This is a genomic window from Paenibacillus sp. Marseille-Q7038 (genome assembly GCF_965111595.1).
The window spans coordinates 1,276,123-1,293,598 of the sequence record NZ_CBCOOM010000002.1 but is presented as its reverse complement, the minus strand read 5'-3'; the positions used below and the strand labels follow the sequence as shown (position 1 = coordinate 1,293,598).

18 protein-coding genes, 2 tRNA genes, 1 pseudogene and 1 other annotated feature are annotated in these 17,476 nt (G+C 39.8%); of the genes and pseudogenes, 8 read left to right on the top strand and 13 right to left on the bottom strand.

Annotated features, from left to right (window positions below):
* Window position 1 precedes the first annotated feature (1 nt).
* The gene (locus ACWPWY_RS23320; protein ID WP_454193859.1) at window positions 2–859 is read right to left on the bottom strand and encodes a MurR/RpiR family transcriptional regulator; all 858 of its coding nucleotides are present in this window, start codon (window positions 857–859) and stop codon (window positions 2–4) included.
* 266 nt (window positions 860–1,125) lie between these two features.
* Here ACWPWY_RS23320 and ACWPWY_RS23315 point away from each other — a divergent pair, with 266 nt between their 5' ends.
* On the top strand, window positions 1,126–1,347 hold the full coding sequence (locus tag ACWPWY_RS23315; protein WP_047913631.1) for a helix-turn-helix domain-containing protein: 222 nt from the start codon (window positions 1,126–1,128) through the stop codon (window positions 1,345–1,347).
* A gap of 209 nt (window positions 1,348–1,556) precedes the next feature.
* On the opposite strand, the gene ACWPWY_RS23310 is transcribed toward ACWPWY_RS23315, so the two are convergent.
* Both ACWPWY_RS23310 and ACWPWY_RS23305 read right to left on the bottom strand, forming a co-directional pair.
* The gene (locus tag ACWPWY_RS23310) at window positions 1,557–1,964 is read right to left on the bottom strand and encodes an ester cyclase (RefSeq protein WP_454193858.1); all 408 of its coding nucleotides are present in this window, start codon (window positions 1,962–1,964) and stop codon (window positions 1,557–1,559) included.
* 29 nt (window positions 1,965–1,993) lie between these two features.
* Window positions 1,994–2,773, bottom strand: coding sequence for an MBL fold metallo-hydrolase (locus ACWPWY_RS23305; protein WP_454193857.1), 780 nt, complete (start codon window positions 2,771–2,773; stop codon window positions 1,994–1,996).
* 128 nt (window positions 2,774–2,901) lie between these two features.
* Here ACWPWY_RS23305 and ACWPWY_RS23300 point away from each other — a divergent pair, with 128 nt between their 5' ends.
* The gene (locus tag ACWPWY_RS23300) at window positions 2,902–3,312 is read left to right on the top strand and encodes an Lrp/AsnC family transcriptional regulator (protein WP_454193856.1); all 411 of its coding nucleotides are present in this window, start codon (window positions 2,902–2,904) and stop codon (window positions 3,310–3,312) included.
* Window positions 3,313–3,472: 160 nt separating this feature from the next.
* Here ACWPWY_RS23300 and ACWPWY_RS23295 read toward each other — a convergent pair whose 3' ends face one another.
* From ACWPWY_RS23295 to ACWPWY_RS23285, 3 genes and pseudogenes are all read right to left on the bottom strand, one after another.
* Window positions 3,473–3,688 carry a helix-turn-helix domain-containing protein gene (locus ACWPWY_RS23295; RefSeq protein ID WP_191802159.1) on the bottom strand — a complete coding sequence of 72 codons (216 nt, stop codon included), beginning with the start codon at window positions 3,686–3,688 and terminating at the stop codon, window positions 3,473–3,475.
* A 9-nt stretch (window positions 3,689–3,697) separates the two neighbouring features.
* Window positions 3,698–4,180: pseudogene (locus ACWPWY_RS23290) on the bottom strand (DUF2975 domain-containing protein).
* Between the two features lie 86 nt (window positions 4,181–4,266).
* A complete protein-coding gene (locus tag ACWPWY_RS23285; protein ID WP_454193855.1) occupies window positions 4,267–5,520 on the bottom strand; it encodes a S41 family peptidase in 1,254 nt (417 codons plus the stop codon).
* 244 nt (window positions 5,521–5,764) lie between these two features.
* On the opposite strand from ACWPWY_RS23285, the gene nikA reads away from it, so the two are divergent.
* The 5 genes from nikA to ACWPWY_RS23260 are packed head-to-tail and all read left to right on the top strand — an operon-like array spanning window position 5,765 to window position 10,616.
* Window positions 5,765–7,267, top strand: a complete 1,503-nt coding sequence (gene nikA / locus ACWPWY_RS23280) for a nickel ABC transporter substrate-binding protein (protein ID WP_454193937.1) — start codon at window positions 5,765–5,767, stop codon at window positions 7,265–7,267.
* Window positions 7,268–8,212 (top strand): nickel ABC transporter permease, encoded by a 945-nt coding sequence (gene nikB / locus ACWPWY_RS23275; protein ID WP_454193854.1) that lies wholly within the window; start codon window positions 7,268–7,270, stop codon window positions 8,210–8,212. It begins immediately after the preceding gene.
* Window positions 8,212–9,057, top strand: a complete 846-nt coding sequence (nikC, locus tag ACWPWY_RS23270) for a nickel transporter permease (RefSeq protein WP_454193853.1) — start codon at window positions 8,212–8,214, stop codon at window positions 9,055–9,057. Before nikB ends, nikC begins: the two co-directional genes overlap by 1 nt.
* A 4-nt stretch (window positions 9,058–9,061) precedes the next feature.
* Window positions 9,062–9,844 (top strand): ABC transporter ATP-binding protein, encoded by a 783-nt coding sequence (locus tag ACWPWY_RS23265; RefSeq protein WP_454193852.1) that lies wholly within the window; start codon window positions 9,062–9,064, stop codon window positions 9,842–9,844.
* Window positions 9,845–9,851: 7 nt separating this feature from the next.
* Complete coding sequence (locus ACWPWY_RS23260) at window positions 9,852–10,616, top strand: ABC transporter ATP-binding protein (RefSeq protein ID WP_454193851.1); 765 nt, start codon at window positions 9,852–9,854, stop codon at window positions 10,614–10,616.
* Between the two features lie 63 nt (window positions 10,617–10,679).
* On the opposite strand, the gene ACWPWY_RS23255 is transcribed toward ACWPWY_RS23260, so the two are convergent.
* Both ACWPWY_RS23255 and ACWPWY_RS23250 read right to left on the bottom strand, forming a co-directional pair.
* A tRNA-Phe gene (locus tag ACWPWY_RS23255) sits at window positions 10,680–10,752 on the bottom strand.
* Between the two features lie 13 nt (window positions 10,753–10,765).
* Window positions 10,766–10,838, bottom strand: a tRNA-Phe gene (locus tag ACWPWY_RS23250).
* Window positions 10,839–10,905: 67 nt separating this feature from the next.
* Window positions 10,906–11,148, bottom strand: a binding site (T-box leader).
* 238 nt (window positions 11,149–11,386) lie between these two features.
* Here ACWPWY_RS23250 and ACWPWY_RS23245 point away from each other — a divergent pair.
* A complete protein-coding gene (locus ACWPWY_RS23245; RefSeq protein ID WP_454193850.1) occupies window positions 11,387–12,157 on the top strand; it encodes a DUF817 domain-containing protein in 771 nt (256 codons plus the stop codon).
* A gap of 80 nt (window positions 12,158–12,237) precedes the next feature.
* Here ACWPWY_RS23245 and ACWPWY_RS23240 read toward each other — a convergent pair whose 3' ends face one another.
* The 5 genes from ACWPWY_RS23240 to ACWPWY_RS23220 all read right to left on the bottom strand — a co-directional run bounded on the left by ACWPWY_RS23240 (window position 12,238) and on the right by ACWPWY_RS23220 (window position 17,306).
* Window positions 12,238–13,086, bottom strand: coding sequence for a YhcN/YlaJ family sporulation lipoprotein (locus ACWPWY_RS23240; protein WP_454193849.1), 849 nt, complete (start codon window positions 13,084–13,086; stop codon window positions 12,238–12,240).
* A 149-nt stretch (window positions 13,087–13,235) separates the two neighbouring features.
* Window positions 13,236–14,192, bottom strand: a complete 957-nt coding sequence (locus ACWPWY_RS23235; RefSeq protein WP_454193848.1) for a DUF4340 domain-containing protein — start codon at window positions 14,190–14,192, stop codon at window positions 13,236–13,238.
* Complete coding sequence (locus ACWPWY_RS23230) at window positions 14,189–15,577, bottom strand: GldG family protein (RefSeq protein WP_454193847.1); 1,389 nt, start codon at window positions 15,575–15,577, stop codon at window positions 14,189–14,191. Before ACWPWY_RS23230 ends, ACWPWY_RS23235 begins: the two co-directional genes overlap by 4 nt.
* Before the next feature lie 5 nt (window positions 15,578–15,582).
* Window positions 15,583–16,296: an ABC transporter permease subunit gene (locus ACWPWY_RS23225; protein WP_454193846.1), complete on the bottom strand. Its 714-nt coding sequence runs from the start codon at window positions 16,294–16,296 to the stop codon at window positions 15,583–15,585.
* A complete protein-coding gene (locus ACWPWY_RS23220) occupies window positions 16,293–17,306 on the bottom strand; it encodes an ABC transporter ATP-binding protein (RefSeq protein ID WP_454193845.1) in 1,014 nt (337 codons plus the stop codon). The genes ACWPWY_RS23225 and ACWPWY_RS23220 overlap by 4 nt, the downstream gene beginning before the upstream one ends.
* Window positions 17,307–17,476 lie beyond the last annotated feature (170 nt).

Below are 17,476 nucleotides of genomic sequence, written 5' to 3'. Positions count from 1 at the left end.
TTTATCCTCCATTCCGTAATTTCACACGTTGTACTTGCTCATAAGAGCCATCCAGTCTTGGAACAAATCGTTCAAAATCCTGACTGACCATGCCTGTAAATAAAATATCAATCACATGTAGTAATGCGATACGCGAAGCCATATCTCCTCGGCGCATCCCTTGTTCTAGTGAAGAAGTAAACAAGGGAATATCAGCAATGGATGCCAGAGTGTTGTGCCCATACGAAGTAAGAGATATCGTACTCGCTCCGTGTTCTTTAGCACAAACCAGGGCATCAATCGTGTCCTGCGTCTCACCTGAATAGGAAACTGCAAAAGCAACATCCTCAGGACCCAGGGATGAAGCAGATGTCACCTGCAGATGTCCATCTGAAAAAGCAGTGCAGGAAACTCCAATTCGAATTAATTTCTGATAGAAGTCCTGTGTCACGATAGATGAAGTAGCGACTCCGTACAGATCTACCCGCCTTGCTCGGCAAAGCAGACGTATCGATTCCTCAAGGCGTTCCATATCAAGCAGTCTTGTGGTGTCCATAATCGATGCTACGTGATTCGCTTCGATGGCTTCTACAATCGTAGTAAGCGAATTTCCCGCAACGATATCTTGATATGCCTTTATACCCGAAGGTTGGGAAGTTTCTGCTGCAAGCTTCATTTTGAAGTCTGGAAAACCTCGAAAATGTCTGGATTTACAGAACCGAGTCACTGTTGCTGGGCTCGTTCCGCTTCTTTCAGCTAGTTCCTTAATAGATAACTGCTTGATGACAGAAGGTGATTCTAAAATGACCTCGGCAATTCTTCTCTCTTGCGGAGGAAGTTGTTCCATTTCTTGAAGTAACGCATGTAAGATCGCGGTCATACGATGAATCCACCTCGGGATGAAAATTATTTTAATGTAATTATAATCATTGAAGAAAATTATTTTTACTATGGTCTCATCATAATCCATGATAGATAGTGAAATCAACCAGGTTTTGTGTTCTGTTGGTAGCATGTTCCAGAAAACTTGGATTAGCCCAAATTTTTGCACATACCGAACCATTCTAGGTGACTTTACATAAGATGAGTTGACTGTATCCCTTAACCTTGTTACACCATACAAACCCGGGCAAGGAGGGGTGAACATTGAAGGGTGACCACAAGAGCAAATTTTTGTTGACCCACCGTGAACGCGAAGTATTCGAGCTTCTGGTGCAGGACAAAACGACGCGTGATATCGCGGGACTTCTTTTTATCAGCGAGAAAACGGTGCGCAATCATATTTCAAATGTGATGCAGAAACTCAATGTTAAGGGTCGTTCACAAGCGGTAGTAGAATTGATTAAGCTAGGAGAATTAAAAATCTGACGAAAAGAAGTTCTGTCATTTCGTCATAGCCCTCTTCGTTTGTCCTTAGGGATGAGAGAAGAGGGCTTTACTTGATTACTCGAGGGCTTGCTAGTTACTTTGGTATTTATTATGAGGTTATATAACAAGATAAACTGTTACATAAAAAAGAGACCCATACATCCATCGTATAGGGCCTCTTTCCTTACAAATATTAAATTATCATTAACTTAAGCCTTTATTTGCCGAATGATATCATGAATATCCACAAAAGATCTTTGCTCAATAATTTTCCCTTCAGAAATACGCAAACGTATCATCAGAGAAAATCTAGCTTCTTTACCTGTCGCAGGAACACCAGCAAAAGGGATACCCGTATGTTTTCCTTCAAAGATAAATGTGGCGGCTACCAGATCACCTTCCGCTACCATCTCTACAATCGGCATTTTAAAACCTGGGAAAGCATCAAAGTTTTTCTTTTCTGATTCTATAAGACCCTCCACACCTGGAAAAGGGGTATCCACCTGTGGGTAAAATACATAGTCTTCATGACAGAATTCTCGAAGAGCATCATAGTTCTCTTCTTCTATCGTCTCAAAAAAACGACGAACTAATTCTTTATTAGCTTCTAATGACATAATGTTAATCCTCATTTCTTGTTCTAATCTTAAAATGAATAAGAATCTCCGTCATCCGGTACTAACACACTAGCCGAGATTTCTTTTTCGTTAATAAAGTTTTTTAATTCTTCCCTCGACAATCCCCAATGGTTTACAGCTTCCATGTGAACAGCAATAATTTTTGCATCAGGGGCTGTCTTGTACACTTCATATAAATCCTCTGTTCCCATGATAAGAGAACCACTCGTAAGGAAATGATTATCTCCTGCATTGGCTACAATGATTTCTGGTTTATGGGCATTGATGGTCTCTTCAACCGCTTCATACCATACAGTATCACCCGTAAAATATAGTGTTTTTTCATTTGAATGTTTGAATATAACGCCACATACTTCACCAGCATGCTTTAAGATTTCGCCTCTACCATGCTCACCTTTTGTTTTAATCAATTGAATATCTTCAAAAATAGTGTTTTCTTGTAAGGCCTCTACATTCTTGAAGCCATCGTTTCGGATTGCTGTCGCATCGTCCTCATTTTGGGCGAATACTTTTATTTCTTTTGGCAATGCTTCTTTAGCAGCCTCATCCCAGTGGTCAGAATGCAGATGTGTAACAATAACAGCATCAATATTAGATATTATATTGTTAATGGATGTGGGTAGGTTTACCAAAGGATTATTTTGGTCTTCTCTAGGTGCAGGAGGCAATCCAACACCCGAGCCAAAAGGTGGCATTGTCCCTTTATCCGCCAACATGGGATCAACTAAAAACTTTTTACCTGCATATTCTACAACCGCTGTTGCATTACGAATGTGATGTATATTCATGATTATTAACTCCTTTTCATTACCTTGATTTGAAGAACTCTTTTAATATAAACTATGACTAATTATGAATACATGCGATGAAAAAAGTCTTTTGGCGATTTCACTTTATTTATGAAAGGATAATGAAAATGTTAGATAAAACGGATATGGATATCCTTGATGAACTGTCCAAAAACAGCCGCATCACGATGAAGGAATTAGGAGAAAAGGTTCATCTGACAGGTCCAGCCACTTCAGCAAGAGTTGCGAAACTCGAGGATAGTGGAGTGATTGAGCGATATACGATTCAATTAAATCAGGTTAAATTGGGTTTTTATATCCATGCTTTTCTAACGATCATTACAGAGAGCACGAACCATCAGCCCTATTTATCTTTCATCAAAACTCAAGAACAATACCTTCTACGCAACTATAAAATTAGTGGAGATGGTTGTTACATTCTTGAATGCAAATTTCCATCGAATGAACGAATGAATGAATTTCTAGAAGCGTTAAACGAGTATGCGAACTATAAATTATCTATTGTGATTCATAAATAATGAAATAGAGAAACTGCGATTGGGAAGAAAAATGTAAACAAACGGGGCAAAAATTCAACAAACATAGAATTAACAAAAAAAGAGAATCAATGAATGTATTATGCACATTGATCCTCTTACTAATTAATTGAAGTAATTCTGTTTTTTATTCACATCATACTTAAGTATCTTTGTCACTTTTGTATTCTAATAGATCTCCAGGCTGACATTCTAAAGCCTTACAAATCGCCTCTAAAGTAGATAATCGAATTGCTTTTGCCTTCCCATTTTTTAGAATGGAGATATTCGCCATCGTGATACCAACCTTCTCAGATAGCTCCGTAACACTCATCTTTCTCTTAGCCAACATCACATCGATATTGATTATAATGGCCATGCGATCACCTCAGACTGTAAAGTCATTTTCTGATTTTATATCATTTGCTTCTTGTAAAAGCCTTTGAAGAACTGCTTTGCAAAGACGGCAATCACCATGGAGGCGAAAATTAAGATAAGTCCAATGACAATAATTCCTGGAGCGTCATCAATCTCTGCCACGATATAAAAGAGTGGCAAGGATATCACATACAACACACTAATTGTGATAGCACTATATTTTATATTTTTCAAAGCTCTTACCGATAATTCCGAGAAAGCCTCGTTCTTATCAATATAGTTTAAAAGTTTATAGGCTTGATAAAGAGCAAAATAAAAAGGGATCGCCGTTAGATAAAAGTAAAATATAACGAAATACTGTATATAAGCGATATTCGGAATCATTTCTCCTACAAATTCCCCGATATTAGGCACCAAAAATGCATAAAGCAAGAATTGGAATCCCCATAAGTACAACAGCTATTCTTAAAAAGAGTGTTGATACTCGTTTCACAAATACACCTCACTTCATTTTTATTTATTCACTTTAACATAGTTTTTTATCGTTTTACAATAAAAATATATTGTTAATTTATTATGTTAGTGTTTCTGATGCATTATCGCTTTGATTGCAGGATCATCATGTATATTCTCTGTTTCTGCAGTATCTACAAGGATATGAGGGGTCGTTTTATCCTCTTCATTAATGGATCCATCTGATGTAAGCCCCATAACCAAAGAAAAGCTGACTAAAAATCCACTATTCGGTAACTTAAGAACCACAGGATCCGCTCCGATTCCATCACCGCCTGTTCGCTCACCGACAAGCGTAGCCCATTTTGTTTCCTTTGCAAAAACAGAAAATTTCTCAGTTGAAGAATAGACCGCATCATTCACCAGTACATAGATCTTACCTTTGTAAGCTATTGATTTTTTAGGTGAAATTGTTGTTGTAACTTCAAGATACTTTTCAAAATGATCCATCATTTCAGGCCCTAACTGGATGTTGCTATTCTGTGTAGTTAATTCCGATAGAGAAGGTAAATCCTCAAAGTCCATTCCAGACTTACTTTCAACAAATGGCTTAATATACTCTCCTTTTCTAAATAAATAATAAGATGTCCAAGTGATCGGTTGACTAGTTATCTGTTCAACTAAAGTAGTCCAATACGGATCGGCTCCTCCTGAATTATTTCTTATATCTATAATGAGTACATTCTTTTCCGTAATAGTATGAATATAGGGTGTTATGATCGATAATCCCTTCTTCATTTCGGTAGCATAAAAGGTAGGAATTTTTATGTATGCTGTATTTTCGTCTATATCTACCGTTTTCACACTAGGATATGAATAGGTAGAAGTTGGATTTATATTTTGCTTATTGCTCATATGATTATATCTTTGTACTACCACAGAATCTTCAAACAATTCAATCCAAGGTTTATATATTCCCGGGTTTTGCTGATAGACATTTAGTAATGAATGATAGGATTCGAGGGTTATCAATCGGGTATGCCTGTTATTTAAATCCCCTACTATCTCATGCAGTAAACTCTCGAAATAACCCATTGTATTAACGCTTTCAAATTTCGCTCGGTATTCTTGTTCCTTAGCAACCCAATTGATCCCATTCATTCGTTTATTGACGTTTAAAAAAGGATAATTTTCCGATAAAATCTGAAGGAGATATTCAAAGTCCTCCATCATCTGCTCTCTTGTTAACATAGGTAAACGTGCAGCTTGAGGAACTGCAATGTCTTCTTGGATACTTTCACTCTGCTTTGTCGTTTGGTTATAAGAAAAAAACACCACCAGGCTAATAAATAAAATAATGATTAATCCTCTCTTTTTCATTACTTCCCTCCTCTATATCTCTCTATAGATTCAAAAGATATCGATCACAAACTGTATTTTTAAAATTTACCAAAAAATGAATAGAAACATTCTCTTGTCACCAAAGAATCCTTCCGTTATCATATATGTATTAATCGTAAAAATTACGAATAGAGAGGTACATAAAATGAGACATGAGAAAAACAGTCCACATCATCTTCATGTTAGCAAGCCGAGATCAAGCTACAGATATATTTTTCTTAAGATGAGTATTTTATTGTTATCTATATGTGTAATAAGTGCTTGCAGCCAGCCCTCTCAAAGCGCTGATGATCGTAAACATATTCACTTTCTTTATAATTTCTCAACAAATTCATTAGATCCACATGTAGATTCAAGTTACGTTCCGTTAAGAGCAGGAATTACAGAAACACTGGTTCGTTTAGAGGAGGAAAATCTAACAGTTTCTCCATGGCTAGCGGAAAGCTGGGAAGGCGATGATGGAGAGCATTGGACCATTAAACTTCGTGAGAATATCACGTTTCATAATGGAAATATAATGGATGCAGAAGCTGTGAAAGCTTCCCTAGAACGTGCTTTACATGAAAACATTGCTATTCAGAATGCACTTAAAATTAAAAGCATAGAAGCAGATGGATATATCCTACATATTACGACAACGGAACCATTTCCTGAATTTATATCCGAGCTCGTTAATCCAAATGTATCCATTATTGACGTAACGGAAAAAGACTTTGTCAATCAACCGATTGGAACAGGACCTTTCGTACTCAGTTCGTTCATACCTGGCAGTAAACTGGAGCTTGAACGCTACAATGATTACTGGGATGGGGCTTCAAATCTGGATAGAGTGACTTTTTCCTTCAATGAAGATGCCAATGCTCGAACGCTTGCCCTGCAGTCTGGTCAAGTTGATATCGTATACCGTCCTGAGACAGGGAGTTTAGAAACTCTTCAGGAAAAAGATGGTATTAACGTGGAATCCACTGCTACATTTCGGGTACATCAAATGACAATGAACATGAATCGGGAAAGCTTAAAAGATGTGAATGTCCGGCGAGCAGTAGATGCGTTAATTCATCGGCAAAAGATTGTGGATTCCATTCTGCTTGGTTACGCTGAACCTGCTACAGGTCCTTTTCTACCTTCATTACCTTTCGCTCCTAAGTATGAACAGCAACCCTCAGGATCTGACATAGCAATTCAGTACCTGAATAAAGCAGGTTACTCTCTTGTAGATGGAAAAATGCAAAAAGACGGTGAACCCCTTACGTTCACGCTGTTAACTTATAGTGCAAGAGCGGATCTTCCATTAATAGCCCAAGTGTTTCAGTCAGACGCCAAACAGATCGGAATTGATGTCGAGATCCGTCAAATCGATACCCCGGAAGAATACATGGCTTCGAATCGGGATTGGGATTTAGCTACTTATAGTAATCTAACAGCCCCGCGCGGAGATGCTGGATATTATTTAAATGCAACCTATCATCCTACAGGTGCTCTTAACTTTAGTCGTACAGAACAACCTGAACTCACCGCAATGATTAATAAACTGAATCAAACCGTTAATCAGGAACAACGGGCTTTGTTAGCAGAACAAGCTGCGGATTACGTTCATGAGAATGTGATCAATTCGTATATTCTCCACCCTTCTACGATTGTTGCTTATGATGCAAACAAAGTAAAAAATTGGATTACCACACGCAGCGAATATTACATGATTACAAACCAGCTGGATGTGAATTAAATGATTCGAATTCTAACTCGTAAGTTTTTGGAAGTTCTTTTCTTCATGTTATTTATTACATTTATCAGTTTTTTATTTATCCGACTTGCACCGGGTGATCCCGTGCTCACGATCTTGAATGTGGATGAGTTATCCGTTAGCCAGGAGCAAGTGGAGACATTAAGAGAAGAGATGGGATTTAATGATCCCTTACTGGTTCAATATGGAATGTGGCTGCTCCAATTTATTCAGCTTGATTTTGGTCAATCCTACACCACCGGTCAGCCTGTAATGGACGTCATCTTAAGAGGACTTCCGGCAACACTTGAATTAGCTGCTGGTGCGTTACTCGTGATGCTGTTCGTATCGATCCCGTTAGGATCATTATCTGCTCTCTACAAAAATAGTTGGATCGACCAAGCAAGTAGAACTTTATCCATTCTTGGAGCAGCCATTCCAAGTTTTTGGCTGGGCCTGATTTTTATTGATTTGTTTGGTGTACGCCTTAACTGGCTGCCTACTATGGGAAGAGACGGATGGCTTACACTGGTCTTACCTTCACTAACGCTGGGCTTAGCTATTTCCAGTGTATATGTCCGTCTACTCCGCTCAAGTTTGCTTGATTCCCTAGGCCAAGAATTCATTCGTGCAGCAAGAAGCCGCGGATTACCTGAGCATAGAATTTTTCTAGTGCATGCACTCAGACACAGTCTCCCCCCTGTAATCACCTTTTTTGGAGTGAGTCTAGGGAGCTTAATTGGCGGTGTTGTCGTCATCGAAGTTTTATTTGCCTATCCAGGAACGGGAAAGCTTATCGTTGATGCAATTCGTCAACGTGACTACCCACTTATTCAAGGATACATTTTAATGATGGCTGTGATTGTTTTTATCGTAAACACTTGTGTGGATTTATCTTACCGGTATGTAAATCCGGAAATGAAACTGAAAGAGAGGGAGAACCATTGATGAGAGGTAACCTTTTACAGCTCCTGAAGATAAAAAAGCATCGTTGGAAAGGGATTCTCGCACTGGTATCCATTCTTTTTGTAGCGCTGATTGCGATTTATACTTTTGCTTTCTTACGACACGACCCTACTTTAACGAATTTGGATCATCGACTTCAGGGAACTAGCCTTACGCATCCACTTGGAACAGATCAACTCGGACGAGACGTACTTACTAGACTCTTACTTGGCGCACAGCAAACTATTGGTTACAGTATACTGGCCTTGTTTGTTTCTCTCGTGATTGGCATTCCCATCGGTCTTTTTTCAGGATATAAACGTGGAATCGTTGATCGGATTTTCATGCGGATTGCTGACGGCTTTTTAGCTTTCCCGGATACGATTGTCGCTATTGTTCTAAGTGGACTGCTCGGTGCGGGAATCGGTAACCTTGTCCTAGCCATTGTCATGGTGAAATGGGTCAGTTATGCCCGCCTTGTACGTAGCACCGTTCTAGCAGAGTCGCAAAAAGATTATGTTTTGATCGCACGTACGAATGGTCTATCTTCTAGCAAAATCATGCGTAAGCATTTATTCCCGCATATTATAGGAAATGTTTTTGTACTTGCAAGTTTGGATCTAGGAAAGATTATCCTGCTTATTTCTGCCTTTTCTTACATCGGCCTTGGTGCTCAGCCTCCTGTTCCCGAATGGGGAGCCATGCTTAATGAATCAAGAGCTTATTTCCAATCTAAACCTCAATTAATGATCTTTCCTGGGCTGGCTATTGTGCTTTCTGTACTGTTAACAAATCTGCTCGGGGATTACTTACGTGATCATTTTGATGTTAAGAAAGAGGTGCTTTAAGCTAGTGCTATCCATCGAACAAGTATCCATCTCCAGCAAAAACAAGAAAATTGTTGATTCCGTATCCCTCTCTCTTCATAAGGGAGATTGGTATGCGCTAGTTGGGCAAAGCGGAAGTGGAAAAACATTATTATCACAAGCGATTGGCCAGATGCTCCCTTCTAATCTTCAGGCAAACGGCAAAATTTTATTCGATGATATAGATTTGCTGACTGCTTCACCAAAACAGATGAGGACGCTTCGCGGTCAGAAAATATCTTATATATTTCAAGATTACCAAGGGTCCTTCACACCTTTTCGAACCATTAGACAGCACTTTGAAGAATATCAAAAAGTACATGGAATTAGCGACAGCAAGGCACGAAAATCAAACACCTTTCATGCTCTTGAATCTGTTGGTTTAGATACATCTTTAGATGGTCGATATCCTTTTCAGTTAAGCGGTGGGCAGCTGCAACGAGTATCTATTGCTATGGCGCTTCTACTATCACCAGACTTAATCATTGCCGATGAAATAACCACGGCTCTAGATAGTGTCTCAGGACATAAGATTTTAGAATTACTTTCATTGAAGCAAAAAGAAATAGGCTTTGCTATTCTATTCATCACACATGACTGGCGCCATGTTAAACGTAATGCAAATCGTTTAGCCGTAATGAAAGACGGTAAAATTATCGAATCAGGCGAGAAAGATCATATCCTTCATCATCCAACGCACGAATATACCCAACAATTGATCAAAGCGGCACCCACATTAGATACCATGCAGCGTATGTACAGGAGGTAGAATTCGTATGAAGTTGCTTACGGTAAGCCATGTAACAAAATCATATCAAGGACAAGCGAAATTAGCGGTAAATAACCTCTCCTTTGAACTATCCAAAGGAGAGTGTCTTGGACTCGTAGGTGAGAGCGGCTGTGGCAAGAGTACGCTTGCCCGCTGCTTGCTAAGAATTGAGTCTATAGATGAAGGTTCAATTCAATTCAACAATACAGCGATAGAGCATCTTAATGAGCGTCAATTACATCCTTACCGCCAAAAGATGCAAATCGTATTCCAAAATCCTTCCGCGGCTCTGAATCCCAAGCTAAGAATCAAAGATTCTTTAGTCGATCCTTTCGATGTATATCGTAAGAAGCTCAAGTTAAGACACTTCTCCTATACTTCAAAAGAAGCCTTTGTAAAGCAGCTTCTTGAAGCAGTGGAACTGCCAGAGAGCATAGCAAGCAAATATCCACACGAAATAAGCGGCGGACAACGTCAGCGTGTCACCATTGCTCGTGCGATCAGTATTGAGCCGGAACTTATTGTACTTGATGAACCAACCGCCAGCTTAGACGTCATATCCCAAGGTGCGGTCCTGGACTTATTAACAAAACTTCGTAATACCTTGGATCTCTCTTATTTATTTATTTCTCATGATCTTGCCGCTGTGCATCAAATGAGTCAAAGGATCATGGTTATGAAGGAAGGGAACATTGTAGATCAATTCAACCGTGATCAATTGTTCTCAGATCAACGACATTCTTATACGAAAGAACTCATTTCTATATTTTAAACTTCATTATAAGAAAAACGACTCATCTACTGAGTCGTTTTTTGTTTTTAACAAGTTCATAAATGGCTCGGGACGGAATTGAACCGCCGACACTAGGATTTTCAGTCCTATGCTCTACCAACTGAGCTACCGAGCCTTATTTTTGGGGATGGCTCGGGACGGAATCGAACCGCCGACACTAGGATTTTCAGTCCTATGCTCTACCAACTGAGCTACCGAGCCTTATATAAATATATCACTGTAAATAGAACCATTATCTCCTTAATAGAATACAAAAAAGCCCCTCGTTCAAAGGGACGAGGAGCCGCGGTACCACCCTATATTAGAGCCCCCTTGAAAAAAACAAAGAGAAAGCTCTCACTTTAATGAATAACGGTTAAACCGGTACACCTCTACTTACCAACAGATGGTTTCAAGGGACAGCTCCAGAGCGAACTTCATTCATACCATTCCCCTAGAAACGCTCTCAATCTTCGGCGTTTCCTCCCTGTAAGCAGGTATTTGAATTACTTTTCTCCATCAAAGCTTTTAGTTTGTTATGTAATTTTCCTTATTATGATGTAATACCTATTTAAAGTCAACACTTTTAAAAAATAGAATTAAAATTATCTCCTATGGTTAGAAAAATAAGAACATTTAGTCAAAGTATTTTCTCTTTTTCCCAATCAATTTCACCTATATATTAATAAATAACAGAAAGAAAATTATTCAATACGTACGCTAAGAATGAACGATCCTTTGTATTCAAATAGAAAGGAGATATACAAGACATGAAACCAATAGTACAACTATTACATTTTGGTTATCATCAAGCGATGAGCTGTATTTTCCCAGTGTCCATCTTTATTACGCTTGCCCTCACTAGTGTAATAGAGATCCCCTTCCTCTATCGTTATGACGCCATTCTACTTATACTGCTCGGAGTGCAGTTCCTCATGTACCGTAGTGGACTCGAGACTATTGACGAAATAAAAGTGATATGTATATTTCATATCATTGGATTGGTACTGGAGATTTATAAGGTGTGGATGGGATCATGGGCTTACCCCGAACCTGGATATACTAAGCTATTTGGAGTACCGCTTTACAGCGGATTTATGTATGCAAGTGTTGCAAGCTTTATGTGTCAAATATGGCGGAGGCTGCGCATGGACATGACTGGATGGCCTGGGCTTCTTCCTTCGCTATTGTTAGGAGGAGCCATTTACCTCAATTTTTTCACTCATCATTTTATACCCGATTTTCGTTGGTGGCTGACACTGCTTGTCTTTATTGTTTTTTGGAAAACTTGGATCATTTATCGGGTAAAGACTGTAACCTACCGAATGCCTCTAACGCTTGCTTTTATGATTGTAGGCTTTTTTATTTGGGCTGCTGAAAATATAGCTACATTTTTTTATGGTTGGAAATACCCTGATCAGCATGAATCCTGGCAATTGGTCAGTTTTAGTAAAATCAGCTCCTGGTTTCTTCTAGTTATCATTAGTGTTATTATTGTTGCCCAGCTTAAACATGTTAAAGCAAGCCAGACAAACTCATGACTCTCATATAGAAAAGACGCTGTCCTTAGACAACGCCTTTTCTTCATAACTTAATAAAATCAATAATAATTTCTACTCAATTACTGTTGATTAGAATTCGTTCTAGCCGGGAAAATGCGGTCCATCATCACCTGGAACTCATTCACCATACCGCTGATTGGTCTCCCATTTCTCAGATCAGATCCATATCCTTGAATGCGCTTCATGAAATCAGGATTTGCTGAAATATATACATTTTTCACCTTTGGATCCATTTGTTTAATTTTCTTCGTAATTTTTTGTCTTAACTCATCTGTAACTTGTTCTTCTGCTTGGTTGTTGTTATTCATTCTGCTGGACGTTCCTGAACCTCTTTGGTTGTTCATAGTAACATTATTCGGGTTAAAGATGCCGCCTGCACCACGTGGACCATTGTCATTATCACCTAGCATATTACTCTGAGAATAGTCGTTGGAACGCAGACCTGGGGCAATACCGCTTGTTGTATAAGGAGCTCTTGTCCCTACATCATTTGCACCCAAACTGCCTACATTTTGATTCATTTGATTTCGGTTATTATGATGTCTTGTGCTTTGTTGCTGTACGCCTTCTTTGAGCGATACCGCAACATAAGCATTATGATCAGTGCGCAAAACATAAGCCTGTCCCACTCCGTTCATATCAGAGATCGCTTTCGTCATTTGACTATTTGCAGAAAGATTTGTTGTACGATGTACACTAGCCCGGTCCGGATTAATGCCATTAATTCCGTAGTTGATACCATTACGAGCGTTGCGGTTCATATCCGACCCATAATTACGGACATTGTTCGTTTTCACTCCTTGATCATTATCATCCGCCGTAGATCCACAACCGGTTAGGGCTGACATCATAAGAATTGCAGCAGATAAAGAAAGGGTAACCGCTTTGGTTTTATTCATTCCTGGCATGTTTCATCCTCCGCTTCAATTTGAAGTTGTTATAACACTCCTTTAGCATGCGCGAAGCACTACAGCCTTATGCTGAAAGGATATGGAACACGCCATTAAAAAAAGCCCGAAGATCCCACTATATAAGCGGTGACTTCGAGCTTCTTTTATTATTCTGTTGTATCCGTTTCTTCTGTTTTACTCGGTCCATTCCGTAAATCTTTCGCTTTATCAGTTACCTTATCCACTGCATCAGCAGAAATAACATAAGCAAGTGTAATGTCTTGGTTCGTTTTCACATAATAAATACCTTCGTCAGAGGAATCGGTCAGCCCTTGATATACCCGGGTCGTTCCATCCTTTAATTCAGCAGTTACTGTAAAAGAAACAGAAGCTACTCCTTGCTTAGGTTTTTGCAGCACTTGATCAGTAGCAATTGTCTTCAGCTGATTCATCAGCGAATCCGCATCGGCGAGTTCTACGCTTTCACCATTTAAGGTCCAGGCCGCCGTATTCCCTTCTTCCTCTTCCTTCTGTTTTAAAACCCATGAAATATCACTGCTCTCCCATTCAAGAGATACAAGCTGATCATTATCCCATTCAAAAGGAGTAGTATCCATGAGCTGTAGAGGACTTAGCAGGAGATTCGATGCGGTCGTTTCTGCAATACTTACCACTTGTCCTGATCCTAATTGTGCGTAAACTTTATTTCCTGTGGGCAGAGTATTTCCAAGGGCGATCTCAACCGTACCGCCATCTTCCGTTGTAATTGTAATCCCCTGATCATCTAGAGAAAGTCCATATTTCTCTAGATCTGCCGGATTCTCTTCTACGACGGAGGCAAGATCCACATTGGTTACCGTTTCAAGCCATTCATCAACCGCATAGCTATTCACAGGATACGCTTCAGGGGCAGTCATAACCCACTCGTTATTTTGTTTGGTAATTTCAGTGGTTTCACCACTGTTCACAATACGAAATGAAGTAATTGCTGCGGGATCTATCACATCTGTGCCCATTAGTTTTTCCGGTTCCGCTTGTTCCTGAAAATAGTTCTGGGAGTGTGCGAAAGCCCACATCCCCGCCAGCACAACTAACAAAAGAATCGTCGGAATAAACTTCTTCATTTTTTTCTACGCCTCCACCATAGTAAAGCACCAAGGATAACAAAAATAAGGGGCATGCCGATTACTGCAATCGCGAAAATCGTGGAACCTTGCGCCTGTGTCAAGTAAGCCAGTTCATATCCCATCTGCTCCCTCGGACGAATGGTCAAGCCATTTTCTTTTTCTGCAAGATAATTAATGGTATTGAGGACAAAATCTCGATTCCCCCCACTTCCAATTTCATAATCTTGCATGAAAGTAGTCGCACCTAAAATAACGGCTTTCGGATTACCATCCGTCGTTTCTATGGCATAACCTAATTTGACGGGTCCTTGCAAATCTTCTTTCGTATCATTATTCGTTTCATTCTCCAAAAGTCCTGTTATATCCGTTTCCCCATAACTCGTGTCTGAGGACTCCAGAATAGACGTTACCATCCATTTATCTTGTGTTTCAGCGCTAAGTCCAAGAGATAAACTAAAGACCGGCTGAAGATGATTTTGAATTAATTTATCTGTAACCGCATGTGATTCAAGCTGAGGCATGGACCACAAAGGTCCATTTGTCGTGGAAGATTCCTGATCCACCATAATGGCATGTTCATCTACCACTCCATATTGTTTCATTAGATAATCAATATTTTTCCACTGGCTCTCCATATCTTCGTGAAAACCAAGCGTGAGGAGCAGCTTGCCCCCATGATCCATATAGTTTTGAACCTGCTCTAATTCTGCGTCACTCAGATCTTCTTGCGGTCCCAAAATAGCCAAGACATCCGTATCTTCAGGTACCGCAGTATCTTCCGATAAAGTGATTTCTGTTGTCTCCATATTGCTCTGGTTCAGTGAGGTTTGCAGCGTTGTGGTTGCAGACAGTTCAAGTTCTCCATGTCCGGTTAAAAAGGCTACTTTATGTGTTTCATCCGATTCAAGTGAAAGAAGTGCCTGTGTTAATTTTTCTTCTCCTGAGAACAAATAAGAACCTTCATTTTCCCCAGAAGAGAATAAATCAATCATCGACACAATTTGCTGCTTGTCCCCTTGTAAAATGACAATGGAACTTGAGTTCAGTCCATATTGCTGAGCCAGTACAGGTTCCGATTCAAGATTGTATTTTTCAACTTTGAGTTTACTATTCAGCTTACTGTACTCATCAACCAAATCAGTTACTTCCCGGTTTAATAATTCGTCACTAGAGCTGTTAACCGTGAACACCAGCACTCGGGTATCTTCCGTAATCCCTTTAACTGCTTCTTTTGTTTGCTCTGATAACGTGTTCTGCTTTCCCTCAGAGAAATCGAGCTGAAAACCTCCGAGTGAATTGATAAATAACGTCAGCAAAATAAAAATACCGATAATCGCTGCGGAAATAATTCCGCTGTTCGTATGATTCATCCATTTTTTCATCCTTCTTACCTCCACCGTTTCCGCTCAATGCCCTGAATACTGAGCATCAGGAAAACACCGGCTAATGTAAGATAGAAAATCACATCAGGTCCACTAATCACACCTTTAGTGAAATTCGCAAATCGATTAGACAAGGAAAATGGGGAAAGCCAAGCTGTTATTGTACTGCTGCTACCAGTAAAGGAATCAATCATCCACAGCACAAGTAATATAATGAAGCCAGCCACCGCTGATACCATCTGATGTTGGGATAAGGATGACGCAAAGAGCCCAATTGCCATCATAGAGGCACCCATTAAAAAGAGACCCAGTGCGGATAGCCATACCGTCGTTTCATTAATATCACCATACAAGGACATAATAAGCGGGTAGGTCAGACTGCATAGAATCAAAAGCAGTAAAATAACCAAGGACGCCAAATATTTTCCGAATACAATTTCGGTTACACTCGTTGGTGAAGTCATTAATAGTTCATCGGTTCCTTGCTTAAATTCTTCCGCAATGAGACGCATCGTCAGCAGAGGCACGATGTAAATTAATAAGGATACGGTATCTCCCAGCACAAGCCGGTAGTCAACAATACTAGGCTGATAATAGACAAAGCTCATAAAGAACAAAAAGCTCGACAACAATACATAAATAGCAAAAGCAAAATACGTAGTGGGAGCAAGAAAATAGGACTGAAGTTCTTTATAAAAAATAGCCATCATCCGTTTCATTTCCGCTTCCTCCCTTCTTTCTTGGCTTTCCCAGACTCCTTGCTTAAAAGCTCACTGTCATCTTCTATTTCCGTCATCGTCAGTTTCTGGAACACTTCTTCTAGTGTCTGATCTTGTTTCTTCATTTCTAGAATAGGAATATGCTCAGAAGCAAGTTTGTGAAAGAGTTCCTCTCTGTAATCATAACGAGATGGAGTGCTTAGCTGCAGCTGTAAAATCCCTTCTGATTGATGATGCATACCAAGAGTAATCGTGTGTTCTTGCTCCTCTCCCCAAGAAGTTAGAATAGGAAGTATATGTTCTGCTTCTCCTTTTACCGTAAGGTGAACCTCAAATGCATCTCCCATTGAATTTCCTATCGAATCAGGTGAACCATCCAGTACCAGTTTTCCTTGGTTAATAATGAGAACTCGGCTGCACAAAGCACTCACTTCTGGGAGGATATGTGTACTTAGTAATACAGTGTGATTCTCTCCTAACTCTTTGATTAAATCTCGTATCTCCATAATCTGATTAGGATCTAGTCCAGACGTAGGTTCATCTAGAATCAGTAGATCCGGCTTATGGATAATGGCTCCTGCGAGTCCCGTCCGCTGTTTATATCCTTTGGATAAGCTCCGAATCATCTGTTGTTCTCTACCGATTAGTCCAAGTCTGCTTACCATCTCATCTATTCTGTACTTCTGCTCCCTTGCAGGCACGTCACGTAATTTCGCAACAAATTTCAAGTAAGCTAGTACGGTCATGTCTGGATATAACGGGGGTGTCTCTGGTAAGTATCCGATACGAGAACGAACTTTTCTCCCCTGCTCATGTACAGACATTCCATCTAGGAGAACCTTGCCTTCGGTTGGTCTTAAATAGCCGGTAATCATTCGCATGGTTGTCGTTTTCCCTGCTCCGTTCGGGCCCAGAAAACCAACAATCTCTCCCCGCTCCATGGAGAAATCGAGATTCTGAACCCCTCTTTGACCATTGTAAGTTTTACTTACTTGATCTAGTTTCAGCAAAAGACTTCATCCTTTCTGCTTCTCTTCTCCGTTCATTAACGGTTATTCCCAGTCTAGCCTGATAACAATAAACGATTCTTAAATGAATCTAAAAGAATCCTTAAAAAAAGTTGTCTAAACTGTGAACTAACACCTATCCACCCACACCGTTACCCCATGTTATACGTACC

What these genes read in the sequence shown, in the direction of transcription:
- ACWPWY_RS23320 (WP_454193859.1), bottom strand. Translation starts at nt 859, where the DNA reads ATGACCGCGATCTTACATGCGTTACTTCAAGAAATGGAACAACTTCCT.
- ACWPWY_RS23310 (WP_454193858.1), bottom strand. Translation starts at nt 1,964, where the DNA reads ATGTCATTAGAAGCTAATAAAGAATTAGTTCGTCGTTTTTTTGAGACG.
- ACWPWY_RS23305 (WP_454193857.1), bottom strand. Translation starts at nt 2,773, where the DNA reads ATGAATATACATCACATTCGTAATGCAACAGCGGTTGTAGAATATGCA.
- ACWPWY_RS23300 (WP_454193856.1), top strand. Translation starts at nt 2,902, where the DNA reads ATGTTAGATAAAACGGATATGGATATCCTTGATGAACTGTCCAAAAAC.
- ACWPWY_RS23295 (WP_191802159.1), bottom strand. Translation starts at nt 3,688, where the DNA reads ATGGCCATTATAATCAATATCGATGTGATGTTGGCTAAGAGAAAGATG.
- ACWPWY_RS23285 (WP_454193855.1), bottom strand. Translation starts at nt 5,520, where the DNA reads ATGAAAAAGAGAGGATTAATCATTATTTTATTTATTAGCCTGGTGGTG.
- nikA (WP_454193937.1), top strand. Translation starts at nt 5,765, where the DNA reads ATGAGTATTTTATTGTTATCTATATGTGTAATAAGTGCTTGCAGCCAG.
- nikB (WP_454193854.1), top strand. Translation starts at nt 7,268, where the DNA reads ATGATTCGAATTCTAACTCGTAAGTTTTTGGAAGTTCTTTTCTTCATG.
- nikC (WP_454193853.1), top strand. Translation starts at nt 8,212, where the DNA reads ATGAGAGGTAACCTTTTACAGCTCCTGAAGATAAAAAAGCATCGTTGG.
- ACWPWY_RS23260 (WP_454193851.1), top strand. Translation starts at nt 9,852, where the DNA reads ATGAAGTTGCTTACGGTAAGCCATGTAACAAAATCATATCAAGGACAA.
- ACWPWY_RS23245 (WP_454193850.1), top strand. Translation starts at nt 11,387, where the DNA reads ATGAAACCAATAGTACAACTATTACATTTTGGTTATCATCAAGCGATG.
- ACWPWY_RS23240 (WP_454193849.1), bottom strand. Translation starts at nt 13,086, where the DNA reads ATGCCAGGAATGAATAAAACCAAAGCGGTTACCCTTTCTTTATCTGCT.
- ACWPWY_RS23235 (WP_454193848.1), bottom strand. Translation starts at nt 14,192, where the DNA reads ATGAAGAAGTTTATTCCGACGATTCTTTTGTTAGTTGTGCTGGCGGGG.
- ACWPWY_RS23230 (WP_454193847.1), bottom strand. Translation starts at nt 15,577, where the DNA reads ATGAAAAAATGGATGAATCATACGAACAGCGGAATTATTTCCGCAGCG.
- ACWPWY_RS23225 (WP_454193846.1), bottom strand. Translation starts at nt 16,296, where the DNA reads ATGAAACGGATGATGGCTATTTTTTATAAAGAACTTCAGTCCTATTTT.